The organism is Streptomyces sp. NPDC007856 (assembly GCF_042868225.1).
GTDB lineage: Bacteria > Actinomycetota > Actinomycetes > Streptomycetales > Streptomycetaceae > Streptomyces.
On record NZ_JBIAEC010000015.1, the window covers coordinates 111177 to 128903 of the forward strand.

General features: G+C 72.1%; 15 protein-coding genes and 1 pseudogene. 7 read left to right on the forward strand and 9 right to left on the reverse strand.

Annotated features, from left to right (window positions below; all coding sequences use genetic code 11):
- Positions 1 to 19: 19 nt before the first annotated feature.
- Positions 20 to 1222 (forward strand): trans-sulfuration enzyme family protein, encoded by a 1203-nt coding sequence (locus ACFYOH_RS31670; RefSeq protein ID WP_388632642.1) that lies wholly within the window; start codon positions 20 to 22, stop codon positions 1220 to 1222.
- Positions 1223 to 1489: 267 nt separating this feature from the next.
- Here ACFYOH_RS31670 and ACFYOH_RS31675 read toward each other — a convergent pair whose 3' ends face one another.
- From ACFYOH_RS31675 to ACFYOH_RS31690, 4 genes are all read right to left on the reverse strand, one after another.
- Positions 1490 to 2953, reverse strand: a complete 1464-nt coding sequence (locus ACFYOH_RS31675; RefSeq protein ID WP_388632645.1) for a GNAT family N-acetyltransferase — start codon at positions 2951 to 2953, stop codon at positions 1490 to 1492.
- Between the two features lie 304 nt (positions 2954 to 3257).
- Positions 3258 to 4841 carry an alkaline phosphatase D family protein gene (locus ACFYOH_RS31680; protein ID WP_388632647.1) on the reverse strand — a complete coding sequence of 528 codons (1584 nt, stop codon included), beginning with the start codon at positions 4839 to 4841 and terminating at the stop codon, positions 3258 to 3260.
- Positions 4842 to 5216: 375 nt separating this feature from the next.
- Entirely contained in the window at positions 5217 to 6047 is an 831-nt protein-coding gene (locus ACFYOH_RS31685; RefSeq protein WP_388632650.1) for an alpha/beta fold hydrolase, read from the reverse strand.
- Positions 6048 to 6151: 104 nt separating this feature from the next.
- Positions 6152 to 6805 carry an NADPH-dependent F420 reductase gene (locus ACFYOH_RS31690; RefSeq protein ID WP_388632653.1) on the reverse strand — a complete coding sequence of 218 codons (654 nt, stop codon included), beginning with the start codon at positions 6803 to 6805 and terminating at the stop codon, positions 6152 to 6154.
- Between the two features lie 122 nt (positions 6806 to 6927).
- On the opposite strand from ACFYOH_RS31690, the gene ACFYOH_RS31695 reads away from it, so the two are divergent.
- From ACFYOH_RS31695 to ACFYOH_RS31705, 3 genes are all read left to right on the forward strand, one after another.
- On the forward strand, positions 6928 to 7812 hold the full coding sequence (locus ACFYOH_RS31695) for an RNA polymerase sigma-70 factor (protein WP_388632656.1): 885 nt from the start codon (positions 6928 to 6930) through the stop codon (positions 7810 to 7812).
- A gap of 64 nt (positions 7813 to 7876) precedes the next feature.
- Positions 7877 to 9163, forward strand: coding sequence for an IS30 family transposase (locus ACFYOH_RS31700; RefSeq protein ID WP_388632658.1), 1287 nt, complete (start codon positions 7877 to 7879; stop codon positions 9161 to 9163).
- A 246-nt stretch (positions 9164 to 9409) separates the two neighbouring features.
- Positions 9410 to 10171 (forward strand): GntR family transcriptional regulator, encoded by a 762-nt coding sequence (locus tag ACFYOH_RS31705; protein WP_388632661.1) that lies wholly within the window; start codon positions 9410 to 9412, stop codon positions 10169 to 10171.
- Between the two features lie 100 nt (positions 10172 to 10271).
- On the opposite strand, the gene ACFYOH_RS31710 is transcribed toward ACFYOH_RS31705, so the two are convergent.
- Positions 10272 to 11426, reverse strand: coding sequence for an ROK family transcriptional regulator (locus ACFYOH_RS31710; RefSeq protein WP_388632664.1), 1155 nt, complete (start codon positions 11424 to 11426; stop codon positions 10272 to 10274).
- Between the two features lie 92 nt (positions 11427 to 11518).
- A pseudogene (locus ACFYOH_RS31715) lies at positions 11519 to 11671 on the reverse strand (LuxR C-terminal-related transcriptional regulator); the annotation flags it as partial.
- A 64-nt stretch (positions 11672 to 11735) separates the two neighbouring features.
- Here ACFYOH_RS31715 and ACFYOH_RS31720 point away from each other — a divergent pair.
- The gene (locus ACFYOH_RS31720; RefSeq protein ID WP_388632667.1) at positions 11736 to 12179 is read left to right on the forward strand and encodes a hypothetical protein; all 444 of its coding nucleotides are present in this window, start codon (positions 11736 to 11738) and stop codon (positions 12177 to 12179) included.
- A gap of 463 nt (positions 12180 to 12642) precedes the next feature.
- Here ACFYOH_RS31720 and ACFYOH_RS31725 read toward each other — a convergent pair whose 3' ends face one another.
- The 3 genes from ACFYOH_RS31725 to purB all read right to left on the reverse strand — a co-directional run bounded on the left by ACFYOH_RS31725 (position 12643) and on the right by purB (position 14998).
- Positions 12643 to 12936 carry a hypothetical protein gene (locus ACFYOH_RS31725; protein WP_388632670.1) on the reverse strand — a complete coding sequence of 98 codons (294 nt, stop codon included), beginning with the start codon at positions 12934 to 12936 and terminating at the stop codon, positions 12643 to 12645.
- A gap of 74 nt (positions 12937 to 13010) precedes the next feature.
- Positions 13011 to 13556, reverse strand: a complete 546-nt coding sequence (gene mug, locus ACFYOH_RS31730) for a G/U mismatch-specific DNA glycosylase (protein WP_388632981.1) — start codon at positions 13554 to 13556, stop codon at positions 13011 to 13013.
- Entirely contained in the window at positions 13553 to 14998 is a 1446-nt protein-coding gene (purB, locus tag ACFYOH_RS31735; protein ID WP_388632672.1) for an adenylosuccinate lyase, read from the reverse strand. Before purB ends, mug begins: the two co-directional genes overlap by 4 nt.
- 503 nt (positions 14999 to 15501) lie before the next feature.
- Here purB and ACFYOH_RS31740 point away from each other — a divergent pair.
- Both ACFYOH_RS31740 and ACFYOH_RS31745 read left to right on the forward strand, forming a co-directional pair.
- A complete protein-coding gene (locus tag ACFYOH_RS31740; protein ID WP_388632675.1) occupies positions 15502 to 17028 on the forward strand; it encodes an MFS transporter in 1527 nt (508 codons plus the stop codon).
- Positions 17025 to 17585, forward strand: a complete 561-nt coding sequence (locus tag ACFYOH_RS31745) for a TetR family transcriptional regulator (RefSeq protein WP_388632677.1) — start codon at positions 17025 to 17027, stop codon at positions 17583 to 17585. The genes ACFYOH_RS31740 and ACFYOH_RS31745 overlap by 4 nt, the downstream gene beginning before the upstream one ends.
- The last annotated feature ends 142 nt before the right edge of the window (positions 17586 to 17727 follow it).

Below are 17727 nucleotides of genomic sequence, written 5' to 3' on the forward strand. Positions count from 1 at the left end.
ACTGTTCACCCTTCCGCGCATGGACACAGCGAGCACAGGTGCCTACGACGGCGTACGCACCGCATCGAGAGCCCTGGACACGGAGGCCGTGCACGCCGGCCGCGACGATCTCGCCCGCCAGGGCCTGCACGCCCCGCCGATCGACCTGTCGACCACCTACCCCTCGTACGACAGCCGCGGTGAGGCCGCCCGCATCGACGCCTTCGCCACCGACGGCGCCGACCCGGTCGGGCCGCCCGTCTACGGCCGTCTCGGCAACCCGACCGTCGGTCGCTTCGAGACCGCCCTGGCCCGCCTGGAGGGCACCGAGTCCGCGGTCGCCTTCGCCAGCGGGATGGCGGCCCTGAGCGCGGTCCTCCTGGCCCGTTCGGCGATGGGCCTCCGCCATGTGGTGGCGGTACGACCCCTGTACGGCTGCAGCGACCATCTGCTGACCGCCGGGCTGCTCGGCACCGAGGTCACCTGGACCGACCCGGCCGGCATCGCCGACGCGGTGCGCCCGGACACCGGCCTGGTGATGGTGGAGTCCCCGGCCAACCCGACCCTCGCCGAGGTCGATCTGCGGGCCGTCGCGCACGCCTGTGGGTCGGTTCCGCTGCTCGCCGACAACACCTTCGCCACGCCTGTGCTGCAGCGCCCGGCCGAGCACGGTGCCCGCCTGGTGCTGCACAGCGCCACCAAGTACCTCGGCGGCCACGGCGATGTGCTGGCCGGAGTGGTCGCCTGCGACGAGGAGTTCGCGGGCCGGCTACGGCAGATACGGTTCGCCACCGGTGGGGTCCTGCATCCGCTGGCGGGCTACCTGCTGCTGAGGGGACTGTCCACGCTCCCCGTGCGGGTGCGGGCCGCCTCCGCGACCGCCGCCGAACTGGCCGGCCGGCTCGCCGCCGACCCGCGCGTGGCCCGCGTCCACTATCCGCGCATCGGCGGCGCGATGATCGCCTTCGAGGTGGACGGCGATCCGCACGAGGTCATCTCCCGGGTCCGGCTCGTCACCCCGGCGGTGAGCCTGGGCAGTGTCGACACGCTCATCCAGCATCCCGCGTCCATCAGCCACCGCATCGTCGACGCCGACGACCGGCGGGGGGCGGGGGTGAGCGACCGGCTGCTGCGGTTGTCGGTGGGTCTGGAGGACGTGGACGATCTGTGGGCGGACCTGGACCGGGCGCTGGGCGAGCCCGCCGCCCGGACGCCGGTACCACTGCGGGAGGCGGTGCGCTGAGGGGTGGCGGCCGGTGCCGGGCGCGGGTGAGTCGGGCACTGCCGCACACCACGGTTGTGGCTGGTCGCCGTCGCGGCGGATCCATGGCCCGGTCGCCCATATAGCGCGCCCGGGGCCCGACCGCCGACACTCGCCCCGGCGGGAGGCCCCGACCCCGGCCGCAGATCCCGGGCCCGGGCCGCAGATCCTGGCCCGCCGACCGGCCCCGGCCCTGCCGCCAGCTGTGGGCCGGGGCGCGTAAAGAGGCGTCGCGGGGTGTGCCGTGCGTCAGTCTCGGTGGGCCGGGGTGCCGAGGTGGCGGAGGCCGGTGTCGTACGGCCGCCGGGCGGGGGTCGGGGCGGCGTCCAGGCGGGCGGTGATGACGAGCGTGCCCTCCTCGATCTGGTAGTCCAGGGGCAGGCCGAGGCCGCGCATCGCGGCGACCATGCCGGTGTTGGACGCCTGCGTCACGGCGTACACGCTCTCGCAGCCGGCCTCCACGGCCATCGCCACGAGCCGGCCGAGCAGTTCACCGCCGATGCCGCGCTGCTGCCAGTCGTCCTCGATCAGCAGCGCGATCTCCGTCTCGTCGCCGTCCCACAGCAGGTGCCCGAGGCCGACGATGCGGCCGGAGGTGGTCAGCGCGGCAAGCGTCCGGCCGAAACGGGGGCTGAGCAGATGGTTCAGATAGCGGTCCGCGTCGCCGACCGGGCCGTGGTAGCGCATGCCGAGGGTGCGCGGCGAGCACCGCTCGTGCATCGCCTTCGCCGCGGTCAGGTCCCCGGTGTCCACCCGGCGGACGGTGATGTCGTTGCCCTCGGGCAGGGTCAGCACGTCCTTGCCGCGCGGGATCCGCGGACCGAGCCGGTTGTCGAGATCCACCAGCGCCCGGGCCCGGGCGAACTCGGTGGGGGTGAACGGCAGATACGGCCGCTCCACGGTGAGTACCCCGCCCTCCGGCGCCGGCAGCCGCATCACGGTGTCCTCCAGCACACCCTCGACCGGCACCGGCTCGGGCCCGCGGCCCCCGCCGGCCGGAGCCCCGGGCAGCGAACGGATCGTGCACCGGCCCAGCAACTGGCGCAGAGCCAGTGGCAGTTCGGCGGCGTCCAGCGCGGTGCGCGCGGCCAGCCCGAGCACCCGGGTGGGGGCGTCGACCAGGTCGTGGGCGTCGGCCCGCTCGATCCACGTCGACTTTCCGCCGGCCTGCGAGACCGCCCGGGTGATCTCGGCCGCCTCCAGCGCGCGCGGCGCCCGGAGCAGGAACTCGTCCACCGTGCCGTCGGCCAGCGGGTGCGTCTGGAGGCTCAGGATGTCCACACGCCGCTCGGCCAGTGCCGTGCACAGTGCCGCCAGCGAGCCCGGTTCGTCCTTCACGGTGGTCCGCATCCGCCACAGCGCACCGGAGTCGGCCACGTCGTCCGTGTCATCGTCGTCACCCGGCTGCCCGGAGGATCCGGAGGGCCCGGCCGGCCGCGTCTCGGCGGCCGGCCGGGCGCCGGTATCACGGGTCGGCGGTGCGTGTCCGTGGCGCCGTGCCCACCATGTGTGGAAGCCGGCCGTCGCGGCCAGCACAAGCGCCGAGATCACCAGCAGGGCCGGGCCGTCGGGGCCGTGCCCGACCAGGTTCGCCACCCCGTCGGCGACGGCCACGGCCGTGAACAGCGCGGCGAGCTCGACGACGTCCCGCCGCCAGTGGTGCACGGGGCGTCCGTGCTTCGCCCGGGTCACATCAGACATCTCTGGAGTCATGCAGCCACTGTGAAGGAAGGGTGTTGCGTGATCACGAACTGCTTGTGACCGATGGGTAAAGCATGCTCCGTCCGTTTTGTAGCATTTTCTAGAGTCTGCTGGCTCCTAGCCGCTCGGCCCCAGATCGTGGCGTTGTCGTCATCCAGTGCTCGCGTCATACGAAAACCGTAGAGGCGACCACTGACAATCGGCCTGACCTGCGAAGAGGGCCGCATGACAGAGGACTTGACCGTGCCGCGCCCCGTGGGATGACGCCGGCGCGCGGCACGGATGAAGGGTACGGGACCGGCGGGCCCGCCTGCGCCTACTGACCGACCCGGCCCGGCTGGAGCGTTTGGGTGAACAGTACGGTGCCGTCGTACTCGCGCAGCCGTACCGTCAGGTCGCCGCTGTCGCCGTCGATGTCCACCTCGCCGAAGAACTGGTAGCCCTGAGCCGGCGAGACGTTGGAGGCGGTGGGCGCCTTGACGAACACCCGGTCCGGGCCGAACGTGCCGTCCAGCGCGTTGGCAGGGAACGCACCGGCGTTGAGCGGGCCGGAGACGAACTCCCAGAACGGCTCGAAGTCCTTGAACGCGGCCCGCGAGGGGTCGTAGTGCTGGGCGGAGGTGTGGTGCACGTCGGCCGTCAGCCATACCGTGCCGGTGATCCGCTGGTGCTTGATGAACCGAAGCAGCTCGGCGATCTGCAGCTCACGGCCGAGCGGAGCGCCCGGGTCGCCCTGCGCGACGGCCTCGAAGTTCGGCTTGCCCTCGACCGGGTCGGGCACGACAAGGCCGAGCGGCATGTCGTTGGCGATCACCTTCCACACCGCACGGGACTTCGCCAGCTCCCGCTTCAGCCACTCCAACTGCTCCCGGCCGAGGATGCCCACCGGGTCCGTGGTCTGGTTGTCGGGGGAGTTCGCGTTGCGGTAGGTGCGCATGTCGAGCACGAACACGTCGAGCAGCGGGCCGTGGTGGACGACCCGGTAGATCCGGCCGTCGGGGCGCTCGCTGATGGTCGAGATCGGGAAGTACTCGGAGAACGCCTGCCGGGAGCGCAGCGCCAGATCGTCGAGCCTGGTGCCGACCGGGTAGGGGGTGCCGGAGCCGATGACCTCGCCCGGGTACCAGTTGTTGCGGACCTCGTGGTCGTCCCACTGGATGATGTTGGGCACCTGGGCGTTGAACCGGCGCAGTGCCGAGTCCATCAGGTTGTAGCGGAAGTTGCCCCGGTAGTCGGCCAGGGTGGTCGCGACGTGCGACTTCTCCTCGGTCGTGACGTTCCGGTAGACGCTGCCGTCGGGCAGGGTCGCGGTCGCCGCGATCGGGCCGTCGGCGTAGATGTTGTCGCCGCTGCACAGGAAGAAGTCGGGGTCGACCTTCGCCATCGCGTCGAAGATGCGGTAGCCGCCGATGGACTCGTTGATGCCCCAGCCCTGTCCGGCCAGGTCACCGGACCAGACGAACCGCACGCCCTGGCGGCGCCGGGCGGGCGCGGTACGGAAGGTGCCGGTGACCGGCTCGCTCGTGCGGCGCGGGTCGTCCGGGTCGGCGAGCAGCACGCGGTAGTGGATCTGCTCGCCCGAGGGCAGGCCGTGCAGCCGGGTGGTGCCGGTGAAGTCCGTGCCGGGGCCCAGCAGCGGACCCTGCAGTCTGTGCGGGTTGCGGAACGACTCGGTGGCCGAGGTCTCCACGATCATCCGGGCCGGCCGGTCCGAACGCACCCACACCAGGCCGGAGTCGGTGGTCACATCGCCCGCCTGCACACCCCAGCTCGCCTGGGGGCGCCCGGAGCGGGCGAATGCCGGGGCCGCGCCGAGGCCGACGGGCAGGGTGAGGGCCGCCGACGCGGCCAGGGAGCCGCGCAGAACACTGCGGCGGCCGGGGAACGGACGGTCTGACATGGCTGCGCCTCCAGGCAAGGGATCCGGCCAGTGTGCAGAGCCACACCTACTGGGACGCTGCGGCGCGTGCGGAAACCCAGAGTGAACAACGAGACATGGCCACTCCGTACGACCGCACCCACGCGCGCGTGACTGTGCCCGGAGCCGGAGCCGACGCTCGCCGGGCCCGTCAGGCGGGGGCACGTTCCGGTCGGCCCGGTGCCCGTACCCGCACACGGTTCGCCTGCGCAGGCCGGGCCCGGCCCATTCGGAACCCTTCGACGCCGGCGGCCACGGTCGGTCCCACAGTGCGGCCGCCCCACCGACGGCCGGTACCGGTCCCCTTCGGCAAGCCCGGTGCCGCCCGCCGCCAGGGAATCGCCGCCGGCCGGCCGTTCAGCGGCTGCCGTCCAGAATCACCCGGGCGACCAGCGCCGGGTCGTCGTTCATCGGGCAGTGGCCGCAGCCGGGCAGCCGTATCAGCCGGGCGTGCGGGATCAACTGCTTGGCGCGCACGCCCTGGCGGCGGACGAGGAGCCGGTCCCGGGCGCCCCAGGCCACCGTGACCGGCAGACCGGGCAGGGCGTCGGTGAACCGGACGGTGGTGCCCGCTCGCAGCGTCGCGTCGAACCCCGTGGCCCCCACCAGCGCGAGCGTCTCGGCGACCACGGCCTCGGGTGCGCGGCGCGCGGGCCGCGCGTAGATGGTACTCGTCAGCGCGGTACGGCCGGCCGCCGTGCGCGACAGCCGCTCCACCAGCGGCAGCGGGAGCCGCTGGGCTATGCCCCGCATGGCGAGCAGCACCGAGAAGGCGTACCGGCGCTCGGCCTCCGTCCAGAAGCCTGCCGGTGAGAGGGCGGTGACGGACCGTACGAGCTTGTCCCGGCCGAGCTCCAGGGCGAGCAGGCCGCCCAGCGAGTTGCCGGCGATGTGCGGCCGGTCCAGCTCCAGCGCCTCGAACAGGGCGCCGAGTACCGAGTTGGTGGTGGGCAGGTCGTAGGTGAGGCCGTCCGGCAGGGCCGGGGACGCGCCGAAACCCGGCAGATCGACGGCGATCACGTCGCGCTCGGTCGCGAGGATGTCCACGACCGGGTCCCAGGCCTGCCGGTGATGCCCGATGCCGTGCAGCAGGACCAGCGGTTCGCCGCGTCCCACGCGCGCGTAGGACACGGTCACGTCCTTCGGGCCGTGCTCGGTGGGGACCTGGAAGGAGGCGGTGGCGGACATGGGGGTGCTCCTCGTCTGGGTGCTGCGGACGCCGTAGACAGCTTGTCAGCAATTGCTACCGGCCGGTAGCCCCCGGTGGGCGTACGTCCGCGTTCCGGTGGAGGTCAACCCGCCCGGCGTACCTCGATGTTGAAGTCGGCGGTCCCCAACTGCCGCATCATGGTGAGCCACAGCGGCAGATACATCTCCGTCGCCCGCGCCGCCTGGATCCCGCCCAGGTCCAGCACCCGCTCGGCCGGCCAGCCGAACTCCCCGAGCAGCGCCGTCACCTGCTCCTTGGCCCCGGCGTCCTCACCGCACACGAACAGATTGTGCGCGCCCGGCACCCGGCCCGGATCCACCATCACCTGGCAGTTCACCGTGTTCAGCGTCTTCACCACGCACGCGTGTGGAAAGGCCCGCTGGATCTGTTCGCCCACGCTGTCGGACTCCACCGGGTCCAGCCGCGGCTGGCCGTCCTCGAAGGCCAGCGGATTGGAGACGTCCACCACGACCTTGCCGTCGAGGTGCTCCGCGCCGGCCGCGCGCAGGGCGTCGAGCGCCACCCGGCCGCCCACCGCGTTGATGACCACCTCGGCGCCGCCGGCCGCCTCCGCGAATGTGCCGGCGCGAGCCCGCTCGGCGCAGGCCGTGGCCCACGCCAGCGCCACCGGGTTGTCCTTCACGCGCGATCCCAGGGTCACCTCGTGCCCCAGCTCCAGCAGTCTGCCGCCCAGTGTGCGGCCCACCTCGCCCGTGCCCAGCACCGCATACCGCATCGGCCACCTCCCGTTGTCGGCCGCCGACTTCCGGCGGCCCATGGTCATTGTGATCCCGCACCGGCGCCGGACGGTTCGATTCCGGGTGGACAGCCCCGGCGCGTGTCGGATGGGATGGAGCGGTGACCACACGGACCGCGACCGATGTCTTCGAAGAGCACCGCCCGTTGCTCGTGTACGTCGCCTATCGCATGCTCGGCCGTGTGGCCGACGCCGAGGACGTGGTCCAGGACGCCTGGCTGCGCTGGTCCCGCGCCGACCGTGCGGAGGTCCGCGAACCGCGCGCCTACCTGGTGCGCATCACCACCCGACTGGCCATCGACCGGCTGCGCCAGGTGCAGACGCGCGGCGAGGCGTACGTCGGGCCGTGGCTGCCGGAGCCGTATCTCACCGAGTTCGGCGACGCCGCCCCGGACGCGGCGGAGCACGCCGTGCTCGCCGACAGCGTCTCCCTCGCCCTGCTGGTCGTCCTGGAGTCGCTGTCGCCCCTGGAGCGGGCCGTCTTCGTGCTCAGGGAGGCGTTCGGCTACCCGTACGCCGAGATCGCCGCCCTGCTCGACCGCGGCGAGCCGGCGGTACGGCAACTGGCCGGGCGGGCGCGCCGGCACGTCGACGAGCGGCGGCCGCGCTACGACGTCGACCCCGCGCAGCGACGCGAGCTGACCGAACGTTTCCTCGCCGCCGCGGCCGGCGGCGACCTCGACGGGCTCATGTCCCTGCTCGCCCCGGACGTCCGCCTGGTCGGCGACAGCGGCGGCAAGGCCAAGGCGCCCCTGCGGATCCTGCACACCGCCGACAAGGTCGGCCGGTTCCTCGTCGCCGTCGCGCAGCAGTCCGCGGCGGCCCTGTCCTACCGCTTCCTGGAGGCCAACGGCGGCCCGGCGCTGCTGGTCGTGTCCGCCGGAGAGCCGGAGAGCCTGGTCCAGGTGGACGTCGTCGACGGCCGCGTCACGACCGTGTACATCGTCCGCAACCCGGACAAGCTACGGCACCTCGCCGACGGCTGAGCCGTACTCCGCCGCACCACACGCGCCACGCCGGCCCCCGTCCCTGCTTCCGTTCTAGTGGTCGTTGCAACACCCCAGTTCAAGGGGTGCGATGGACTTCGAGATCCGTAAGAACAGGAAGCCGGGGGGCGGCAAGCTGACCCAGGAGCGGGCCGCATACTTCCAGCTCATGGAGCAGGGCTACAGCACCCGGGAAGCGGCCCGGATCGTCGGGATCAACCTGCGCACCGGCAAGAAGTGGCGTAACGGCCACCACTCGCCGGGCAAGGGCCGCAAGGCGGTTCCTCCGATCTACCCCGGCCACGGGCACACGCCCGAGCCGCCGGGACCGGAGGAACCGCCCGCCGCGTCGCGGTATCTCCAGGAGCACGAGCGAATCCACATTGCCGACCGGCTGCGTGAGAAGGCGTCCGTCCGGCAGATCGCCGCTGAGCTGGACCGCAGCCCCTCAACGATCAGCCGGGAGATACGCCGCAACCGGCGCCCCATGCCCAAAGGTGGCTTCGCCTACCAGCCCTTCCATGCCCACCGCCGGGCCGAGCGGCGCCGCCCCCGGCCCAAGCCCGGCAAGATCGGCCAGAATCCCGAGCTGCGGAACTTCATCCAGGACCACCTCGAACGCCGATGGAGCCCCGAGCAAATCTGCCAGGCTCTGCGGACCCGATTCCCCGGCCGACCGGAGATGCACGTGGTCCACGAGACGATCTACCAGGCCCTCTACGTCCAGGGCCGCGGAGAACTGCGTCGGGAGCTGACCCGAGCCCTTCGCACCGGACGGGCTCTGCGACGCCCGCACCGCCATGCCCACAAGCGCACGTCCAGAGCCGTGAAGGACATGGTGATGATCAGCGACCGGCCGGCGGAAGCCGAGGACCGGGCTGTCCCCGGCCACTGGGAAGGCGACCTCATCATCGGCAAGGACGGACGCTCCGCCATCGGCACGCTGGTCGAACGCTCCACTCGCTACCTGATGCTGGTGCACCTGCCCGTCGAGCACAGCGCCATCGCCACCCGCAACGCGCTCGCCACGACCGTCCAGACTCTCCCGCGTCACCTGTGGCGGTCCCTGACCTGGGACCAGGGCTCGGAGATGGCCGCCCACCGGGCGTTCACCGTCGCCACCGACATCCCGGTCTTCTTCTGTGACCCGGCCAGCCCCTGGCAGCGCGGCTCGAACGAGAACACGAACGGTCTGCTGCGGCAGTACTTCCCCAAGGGCACCGACCTGGCAGCCCACACCCCCGAGGACCTGACGGCCGTCGCCGCCGAACTCAACAGCCGCCCACGCAAAACGCTCGGCTGGGAAACCCCAGCCGAGCGCCTCGCTAAGCTCCTGGCAACAGCCAGTTGATCACCTGTGTTGCAACGACCCCTGGAATCTGCCCTGTGACGGGGGCTTTGCCGCGATGTCACACAGACCGCGGCCCACGAACGCCTCATGAACACGTTGCGGCAGGTCGGGCGCGTATTGCCCAGGGGATCGAGGATTGGTCTTGACCAAGGGTGCAGGCCGCCCTATGGTCGCAGAGAAGTGCAACAACCTTTAATAAACAAGGGCGCTAAAAACCGCCGGACCACGGCTCTTGCGGAGGACAGGGTGGGGACCACGCAGCTGGAATCGGTGCCGGAACCGAAGTACTGGCATCTCAGGACCGTGCTCAGCGAGGCATTGGACTCCGAGTTCTCGGTCGGGGAGATCCTGCCCAACGAGCGTGACCTCGCCGCCCGCTTCGGCGTGGCCCGCGCCACGCTCCGCCAGGCCCTCGAACAGCTCGAGCTGGAGGGCCGGCTGCAGCGCCGCCGCGGCGTCGGTACGACCGTTGCGCCCCCGCGGGTCGGCGTGGCCGTCGGCACCGAGCAGCACGTCTGGCCGGGCGCCGCCTCGGACGCCTGGCAGCCCGTCGACTCCGAGCAGGCGCTGCCGCCCGCCGCCGTCGCCACGGCCCTGGAGACCGGCGCGGACGAGCCCGTGCACATCGTGCGCCGCTCCCGGATGTCCCACGCTCAGCGGGTCGCCACCGAACTCCTCTACATCCCGGTGACCTCCGTCCCCGACCTCACCGCGATCGACGCCCCGTCCGGCCCGGCACGCGCGCGTGCGGTGCTCCGCGAGCTCCAGCACCTGACGCTCGAGGGCCAGGACCGCGCCGTCGAGCTGGGCTCCGCCCGCGCCGACGACGCCAAGGACCTCGACCGGCTCCCCGGCTCCCCGGTCCTCGTCGTCACCACCCGCTTCTTCGCCGGGGGCCGCACCGCCGCCCTGTCCGTCGCCACCTACCGTGCCGACACCTGCCGGCTGACCTTCGGCGACTCCCCGGACGTCGAGATACACCACGACCCGGAACGCCAGGCTTCCTGAACACCGGACACCTCTTGACCGCCGGGCGTGGCAGCCGACCCCAGGGGCGCGGGGAACTGCGCGACCGGCCACGAGACTGCCGCGCAGGCAGGGTGAAGGCTCAGCGCCGAGTCGCCGAGCCGTCCACCGCGAACAACTGCTCCTCGACGTGGTCCAAGGCCAAGCGCAGCGCCCCCGTGGCCACGGCCGCCTCGCCCAGCAGGGACAGCGCCACCTGGGGCGGACGCAGGCAGTAGCGGGCCAGTTCGCGGCGCAGCGGTTCCAGGACGCCGTCCAGGCCCGCCGCCCACCCGCCGATCACCACCAGTTCGGGATCCAGCGCCAGCACCAGCGCGGCCACGTCGTGCACCAGCCGCTGGATGAACCGATCGACCGCCGCCCGCGCGCGCTGGTCGCCCTCCCGGGCCAGCGCGAACACCTCGGCGACCGCCTGCTCGTCCAGCGGGTGCAGCGGCTCGTCGGTGGTGGACAGCAGCGTCTCCGGAGTCGCCTCCCGGCCCAGCAGATGCAGCGCACCGATCTCCCCGGCCGCCCCGCCGTAACCGCGGTGCAGCCGCCCGCCGATCAGCGAACCCGCGCCCGGACTCAGCCCGGCCAGCACGAACACCACGTCGTCCGACTCGGTCGCCGCGCCCTTCCAGTGCTCGGCGACGGCCGCCGCGTTGGCGTCGTTCTCCACCAGCACCGGGCACTTGAAGGAGCGGCTGAGCCGTTCACCCAGGTTCAGGCCGGTCCACTGCGGCAGCGCCGTGCTCAGCCGTACGGTGCCGTCGGCTTCCACGATCCCCGGCGTGCCCACGCCCACGGCCCGCAGCGAGCTGCGGGCGACCCCGGCCCGGCGCAGCAGTTCGGCGACCGCGCCGCGCAGCCTCTCCAGCCGCTCGTCCGCCGGCGCGGTCTCGCCGACCTCTTTGGCCTGCGCGCCCAGCACCCGCCCGTCCAGGTCGGCCAGCAGCGCGGCGACCCGGTGCGGCCCGATCTCCAGGCCCAGCAGATGCCCCGCCTCGGCCCGGAAGCGGAACCGGCGCGCGGGCCGCCCCTGGCGGCGCGCTGTGCCCTCGTCGGCCGCGGTCTCCACGACGAGCCCGCCCTCGATGAGCCCTTCGACGACACCCTCGACGGTCGGCCGGGACAGTCCGGTGACCCGCGTGATCTCGGTGAGCGTCGCGCAGTCCGTGGTACGCAGGGCGTGCAGCACCACCGCGGAATTGATCCTCCGCAGCAGTGAGGGATCGCCGCCGGTCAGCTGCGCCACCGTCCGTCCTTCCAGCTCGCGGGCGTGTTGGGCGGATCGTACTCGGCCCGGCGCACCCCGGCGAGTGCCGGGTTCCGCCTGGCCGGCCCGGCTCACCCCGCCTCGACGAAGCCCGACTCGTACGCCGTGATCACCGCCTGGGTTCGGTCGCGCGCCGAGTTTGGCCGGCACGGCGCTCACATGCGACTCGACCGTCTCCGTGCCACGACCAGCCGGGCGGCGAACTCGGCGTTCGACGGCCCGCGTCCTGGACCGCCCGGGCGCCTGACAGCCCGCCAATTGTCAGTGGTGACCGCTTTACTGGATCACATGGACATCGCGATTCACCTCGCTGTGATCGACCGGTTGTGCGGCCGGGAGTTCCCGGCGGAGCAGGGCCGGTCCGAGTCGGGCACGGCAGGACCCGGTTACGCCACAGTGGTGTTAGCGACGAGCCACGGGGTGCGAGTGGGCCATGCCTCGGTGCGGGAGCGGACCGCCGCCGATTTCCAGGCGTACCGGGAGGCCGTAGCGGAGCGGCTGCACGACCGCTGGGGCCGTCAGCCGCCGTGGGGTCAGCTCACGGTGCGTCTGCGCCTGAGCCGGGGCGAGGAGATACCGGAACCCTGGGCCACCCTCAGCCTGCTCACCGACGAGCTGGACGTCTGGCCGTTGGCGGGGGCCGGCCGCTGGGTCGCCGTCGGCGTCGCCGACCGGGACCGTGCGGACGAGATACGGCTCCTGGCCGCCGTCACGGAGATACCTCCGCCGTGACCACCGGACTTGACGTACTCCTCGGCGGGCAGCTTGACCGTCTCCGTGGAGTCGGTTCAGTCGTACAGCCACTCCTTGCGAACCTGCTTGACCCCGTTCGGACAAGGGCCCTTTGACGAGAGGTGGACTCGGTGAGCAGCGCCCGATTCCCCGCGTGCGATCAGCCGGTGCAGCCGGGGACGGACCCGGGTGGGGCGCAGTTGTCGGCGGTGTTGTCCGGTCACCGTGGAGCGGATCAGCGTCACGGGCCGGCGTTGAGACCCTCGCTGCCCCGGGCCGGTCCCGATGGTGTGCCGATTCGCCGGGCCGGTGGTCACTCAGCGGGGGAGCGCCCCCGGGCAGCTGGTGGTGCTGCTCCTTGCCGGGGCCCTGAGTAGCGGTCGCGTGATCGGCCGGGGCCACCGTCTCCTCCGCCCTGGCGGGCAACGTCCACCGGAAGATCAGCCCGGTCGGCCGCCACACATCACGCCCCGTCGATGTGGGGCCGGACCTGCACCGTGAAGGCGGCGTCTTCGGGGCCGGCACCTTCCTGGCCCTCCCAGACGGTCACGCGCACGTGCTGCTGGCCGGTGCCGCTCACCGTCCACTCGGTCACCAGGTCGGTGACGACGAGGGCGGCGACGTACTCGGCGTTCTCGGCCGGGTCGTCGGTGGTGATGGTCCCCCGCCACCGGTCGGGGCGGTCACCGTAGGGCCGCCATCCGGCCGAGCCGTGCGGCTCGTCCACCCGGTACACCCAGTCCGTCTCGGTGCTCATGTCACCGATCCTGCCACTACTCCCAGGACTGGATCCCCTGGCTACGGGCACAGGGACACCCCTGCCATGACCACCTAGGTCTGCGCAGCGACCCGGAGCCGCGCGAACTCCTCCGCCATCGTCGCCGCCGTCCAGTGTGCGTTCAGCCCGCTGGGATTGGGCAGCACCCACACCCGCGTCTCCCCGATGACCCGCTCCTGCGGTCCCACCTGGGCCTTTCGGTCCCCGAAGGCGGCCCGGTACGCGGTCACCCCGACCAGGGCCAGCCACTTCGGCTTCCACCGTGTCACCTTCACCGTCAGCAGCCGCCCGCCCTCGACGTACTCCTCGGCCGTCAGCTCGTCGGCCCGCGCGGTCGCCCGCGCCACGATGTTCGTGATGCCCAGCCCGAACGACAGCAGCTCCTGCTGCTCGGCAGGCTTCAGCAGCCTCGGGGTGAAGCCCGACAGGTGCAGCACCGGCCAGAAGCGGTTGCCGGGGCGGGCGAAGTGGTGGCCTGTGGCCGCCGTCATCAGACCGGGGTTGATCCCGCAGAACAGCACCTGGAGGCCGCCCACGACCACGTCCGGTACGAGACGGTTGCGGGCGGCCTCCAGTTGGGCTGGGGTGAAGCGGGTCAGAGGATCGCTCCCGGGGTGTAGCCGGCCGCCTCCGGGTGCTGCTTGACGAGCTCCTCGATCCGGCCGACGACGACACCGACCTGGTCGGCGGCGGCGCCGGTGAAGGACAGCTTGTCGGCCATCAGGGCAGCCAGCTCGTCGCGGTCGAGGGGCAGCCGTTCGTCGGCGGCGAGCTTGTCGAGCAGGTCGTTGCGCTCGGCGCCCTGCTCGCGCATCGCCAGCGCGGTGGCGACGGCGTTCTCCTTGATCGCCTCGTGCGCGACCTCGCGGCCGACACCGGCCCGCACCGCGCCCATGAGCACCTTGGTGGTGGCCAGAAACGGCAGGTAGCGGTCCAGCTCGCGGGCGATGACCGCCGGGAAGGCGCCGAACTCGTCCAGGACCGTCAGGAAGGTCTCCAGCAGACCGTCCAGTGCGAAGAACGCGTCGGGCAGCGCGACCCGGCGCACCACCGAGCAGGACACGTCGCCCTCGTTCCACTGGTCGCCCGCCAGCTCGCCGGTCATGGAGGCGTAGCCGCGCAGGATGACCATGAGGCCGTTGACGCGCTCACAGGAGCGGGTGTTCATCTTGTGCGGCATGGCGGAGGAGCCGACCTGACCCGGCTTGAAGCCCTCGGTGACCAGCTCGTGCCCGGCCATCAGACGGATCGTCTTGGCCAGGGAGGAGGGGGCTGCGGCCAGCTGGACGAGCGCGGTGACGACCTCGTAGTCCAGCGAGCGGGGGTAGACCTGGCCGACCGAGGTGAAGGCCTGGGAGAAGCCGAGGTGCCCGGCGATCCGGTTCTCCAGGTCCGCCAGCTTCGCAGCGTCCCCGCCCAGCAGGTCCAGCATGTCCTGCGCCGTGCCGACCGGGCCCTTGATGCCGCGCAGCGGGTAGCGGGCGAGGAGCTCCTCGACCCTGCCGTACGCGACGAGCAGCTCGTCGGCGACCGTCGCGAAACGCTTGCCCAGCGTCGTGGCCTGTGCGGCCACGTTGTGCGAGCGGCCGGCCATGACCAGCTCGGCGTACTCGCCGGCCAGCTTGCCCAGACGCGCCAGCACGGCCACCGTACGGCCGCGCATCAGCTCCAGCGAGAGCCGGATCTGCAGCTGCTCGACGTTCTCGGTGAGATCGCGGGAGGTCATGCCCTTGTGCACGTGCTCGTGCCCGGCGAGGTCGTTGAACTCCTCGATCCGCGCCTTCACATCGTGCCGGGTGACCTTCTCGCGCTCGGCGATCGAGGCCAGGTCGACGGTGTCGAGGACACGCTCGTAGTCGGCGATCGCCTCGTCCGGCACCTCGATGCCGAGGTCCTTCTGGGCCCGCAGCACGGCGAGCCAGAGCTGCCGCTCCAGCTTCACCTTCTGCTCGGGGGACCAGAGCGTGGCGAGCTCGGCGGAGGCGTAGCGTCCGGCGAGGACGTTCGGGATGCGGGGCTTGGCGGGCGCGGCGGAAGTCACGTGTACGGATTCTACTGGTGGTTTGTGCAGGCCAACGCCATGGCCCTGTTCGGCGGAAGCTACGAGAGGCCCGTCACGTGGTCATGACCGTGACGCTACGCCTGAGCCTCGTACGGCAGCAGTTCCGGGCGCTTCGGCGGGCGGCCGTCCCCGGAAAGACGCCCGACGATGAGCAGTGCCAGGCCGCGTGCGACTTCTTCGCGACCTGCTCGGCGACCGCGAGACCGCCGCCCATCGAGTCCTCGGCGGTCTCGGCATCCGGGCTTCGCCTGAAAGGCGTGTGTCCACCCCGAAGATGCAGGCCATCGCGGCCGGGTTCCCCCCGAAGACGAGTCGCTCGCTTCGGATGCCAGGCCACGGTCATGGCAGGACCCAGTACTGCGAGGCCGCCGCACGGCTCGGCCGAGTCTTTCCCCGCCCTCGACCAGCGCGAGCCGCCCGTCCGCAGGTACGTGCCCCCGGGGCCTGTCGCTCACAGTGGTCCCCTATGATGACATCAAGTGATGACATCGATCGATGACAAGATTGGCCTCTCTGTGCAGCCCACGCGCACCCCCTCTTTCCGGCGGCAGCGGGCACTGGTCCCGGTCCTGCTCTTCCTCGGCATGCTGGTCGCGGTCATCAGCAGCCTCGGCGCTCCGCTGATCCCGACCATCGCTGCCGTGGACCACGTCTCTATGTCCAGCGCCCAGTGGTCGCTGACGGTAACGATGCTGGTGGGTGCCGTCGCCACCCCCGTGATGGGGCGCCTGGGCGACGGACCGCACCGCCGGAAGGCGATCCTCACCGGTCTGGCCGTGGTCCTGGTGGGCAGTGTGCTGGCGGCTCTGCCGCTCGGCTTCGCCTGGCTGCTCGCAGGCCGGGCGCTGCAGGGTGCAGGCATCGGGCTCATGCCGCTGGCCATGGCCACCGTCCGTGATGCTGTGCCACCGGAGCGGGCCCGGCCGGCGCTGGCGACGCTGTCGCTCACCTCCGCCGCAGGCGTGGGACTCGGCTACCCCGTCACCGGGCTGCTGGCGCGGTACTTCGGGCTGCACTCCGGGTTCTGGTTCGCGGCGATCGCCGCTGCCGCCACCCTGGCCGCTACCACCGTCGTCCTGCCCCCGTCCCCCAAGCGCCCGGCGCACCGGCTGGACCTGCTCGGCGCCGTGTTGCTCGGCCTCGGTCTGGCCGGGCTGCTGTTCGCGATCACCCAGGCCGAGCGCTGGGGCTGGACCTCGGCCCGCCTGCTCGCACTGGCCGCCGTGTCGGTCCTGCTGCTGGTCTGGTGGGCCGCCCACGAGCTGCGCACACCGCATCCGCTGGTGGACGTCCGACTGGTCCGGCACCGGGCGGTGCTCGCGGCCGACCTCACCGCGGTGCTGTCCGGTGTCGGGCTGTACCTGCTGATGTCGCTGGTGACCCGCTTCGTACAGACCCCGGCCGGCGCCGGCTACGGCTTCGGCGCCTCGGTCGTGGTCGCCGGCCTGGTGCTGGTGCCGTTCTCGGCGGCCAGCATGGTGGCCGGCCGACTGGTGCGCCTGCTGGCCCGCACCATCCCACTCGCCCGGCTTCTGCCCCTGGGCTGCCTGATCTCCCTGGTCGGCATGGTCCTCTTCGTGCTCGCCCGGAGCAGCCTGTGGCAGGTGTTCGTCACCACGGGCATCACCGGGCTCGGCGTCGGCTTCATCTTCTCCGTCATGCCGGCGCTGATCGTGGGCGCCGTACCGGCCCAGGAAACCGGCAGCGCAATAAGCTTCAATCAAGTCGTGAAGTACATCGGCTACTCGATCGGCAGCGCGCTCAGTGCGGTGGTGCTCCAGGCCCACACCACCGCGGGTCGGACCCTGCCCACCGACGACGGCTACGGGACGGCCGGAGTGCTGGGCTGCGCAGTGTGGGTGGTAACGGCTCTGGTGGCCTACCTCCTGTTGCGTCCGCACCCGCCCGGCACCCGGACCGTCGCGAGCGCGGGTACGCAGCAGGCGGACACCGGCCCGGTGCCGCCCCAGGGCGGCATGACTCCGCACCCCACCCGGGGTGACCGGTGAGCGTCGGCCGGGCCGGGCGCCGCCGCGACGCCGCCCGCAGCCGCGACCTGCTCCTGCAGGCGGCGAGCGAACTGTTCACCGAGCGCGGATACGACCGCACCACCACCCGCGACATCGGACAGCGGGCCGGCGTGGACCCCGCACTCATCGCCCGTTACTTCGGCAGCAAGACTGAGCTGTACCTCGCCGCGCTGCACGCCGAGAGGGGCGACGCTGTTCCGGCCGATCTGTTCGACCCGGACCGGCTGCTCGACGTGCTCGAACGGATCGACCGCCGCGGTGCCGTCCCCCTCGTCCAGGTCGCCGTACAGCCGCTCAGCGACCCGGCCGCCCAGCAAGGAGCGCGCGCGGCCCTGCACGCCCGACTGGTCGAGCCGCTGTGCGAGCGCTTCACACGCGAGGGACTCGACCGGCCACGGCTGCGGGCCGAGATCGTGGTGGCGGCGGTCATCGGGGTCCTGCTGGGGCAGCGTTCGGGCGCGTTCGACGAACTCGGCGACGCCCAGCCCGGTGACCTGGTCCCCCTGCTGCGAGACGCCCTCACCGGCCAGAGCTGACCAGTCGGCAGTGCCGCGGGAGACTGAGCGGGGACCAGCACCACGCGGGGTTCGTCCCCGAATCAAGAGCGCAAACGATCTTGCGTTCGTGCCGCCCGGGTTCAGGGCCGAGTTCACCGCAGCCAGTGTCGACACGATCGTG

What these genes read in the sequence shown, in the direction of transcription:
- ACFYOH_RS31675 (WP_388632645.1), bottom strand. Translation starts at nt 2,953, where the DNA reads ATGACTCCAGAGATGTCTGATGTGACCCGGGCGAAGCACGGACGCCCC.
- ACFYOH_RS31725 (WP_388632670.1), bottom strand. Translation starts at nt 12,936, where the DNA reads ATGAGCACCGAGACGGACTGGGTGTACCGGGTGGACGAGCCGCACGGC.
- ACFYOH_RS31685 (WP_388632650.1), bottom strand. Translation starts at nt 6,047, where the DNA reads ATGTCCGCCACCGCCTCCTTCCAGGTCCCCACCGAGCACGGCCCGAAG.
- ACFYOH_RS31720 (WP_388632667.1), top strand. Translation starts at nt 11,736, where the DNA reads ATGGACATCGCGATTCACCTCGCTGTGATCGACCGGTTGTGCGGCCGG.
- ACFYOH_RS31740 (WP_388632675.1), top strand. Translation starts at nt 15,502, where the DNA reads ATGACATCGATCGATGACAAGATTGGCCTCTCTGTGCAGCCCACGCGC.
- ACFYOH_RS31680 (WP_388632647.1), bottom strand. Translation starts at nt 4,841, where the DNA reads ATGTCAGACCGTCCGTTCCCCGGCCGCCGCAGTGTTCTGCGCGGCTCC.
- ACFYOH_RS31670 (WP_388632642.1), top strand. Translation starts at nt 20, where the DNA reads ATGGACACAGCGAGCACAGGTGCCTACGACGGCGTACGCACCGCATCG.
- ACFYOH_RS31690 (WP_388632653.1), bottom strand. Translation starts at nt 6,805, where the DNA reads ATGCGGTATGCGGTGCTGGGCACGGGCGAGGTGGGCCGCACACTGGGC.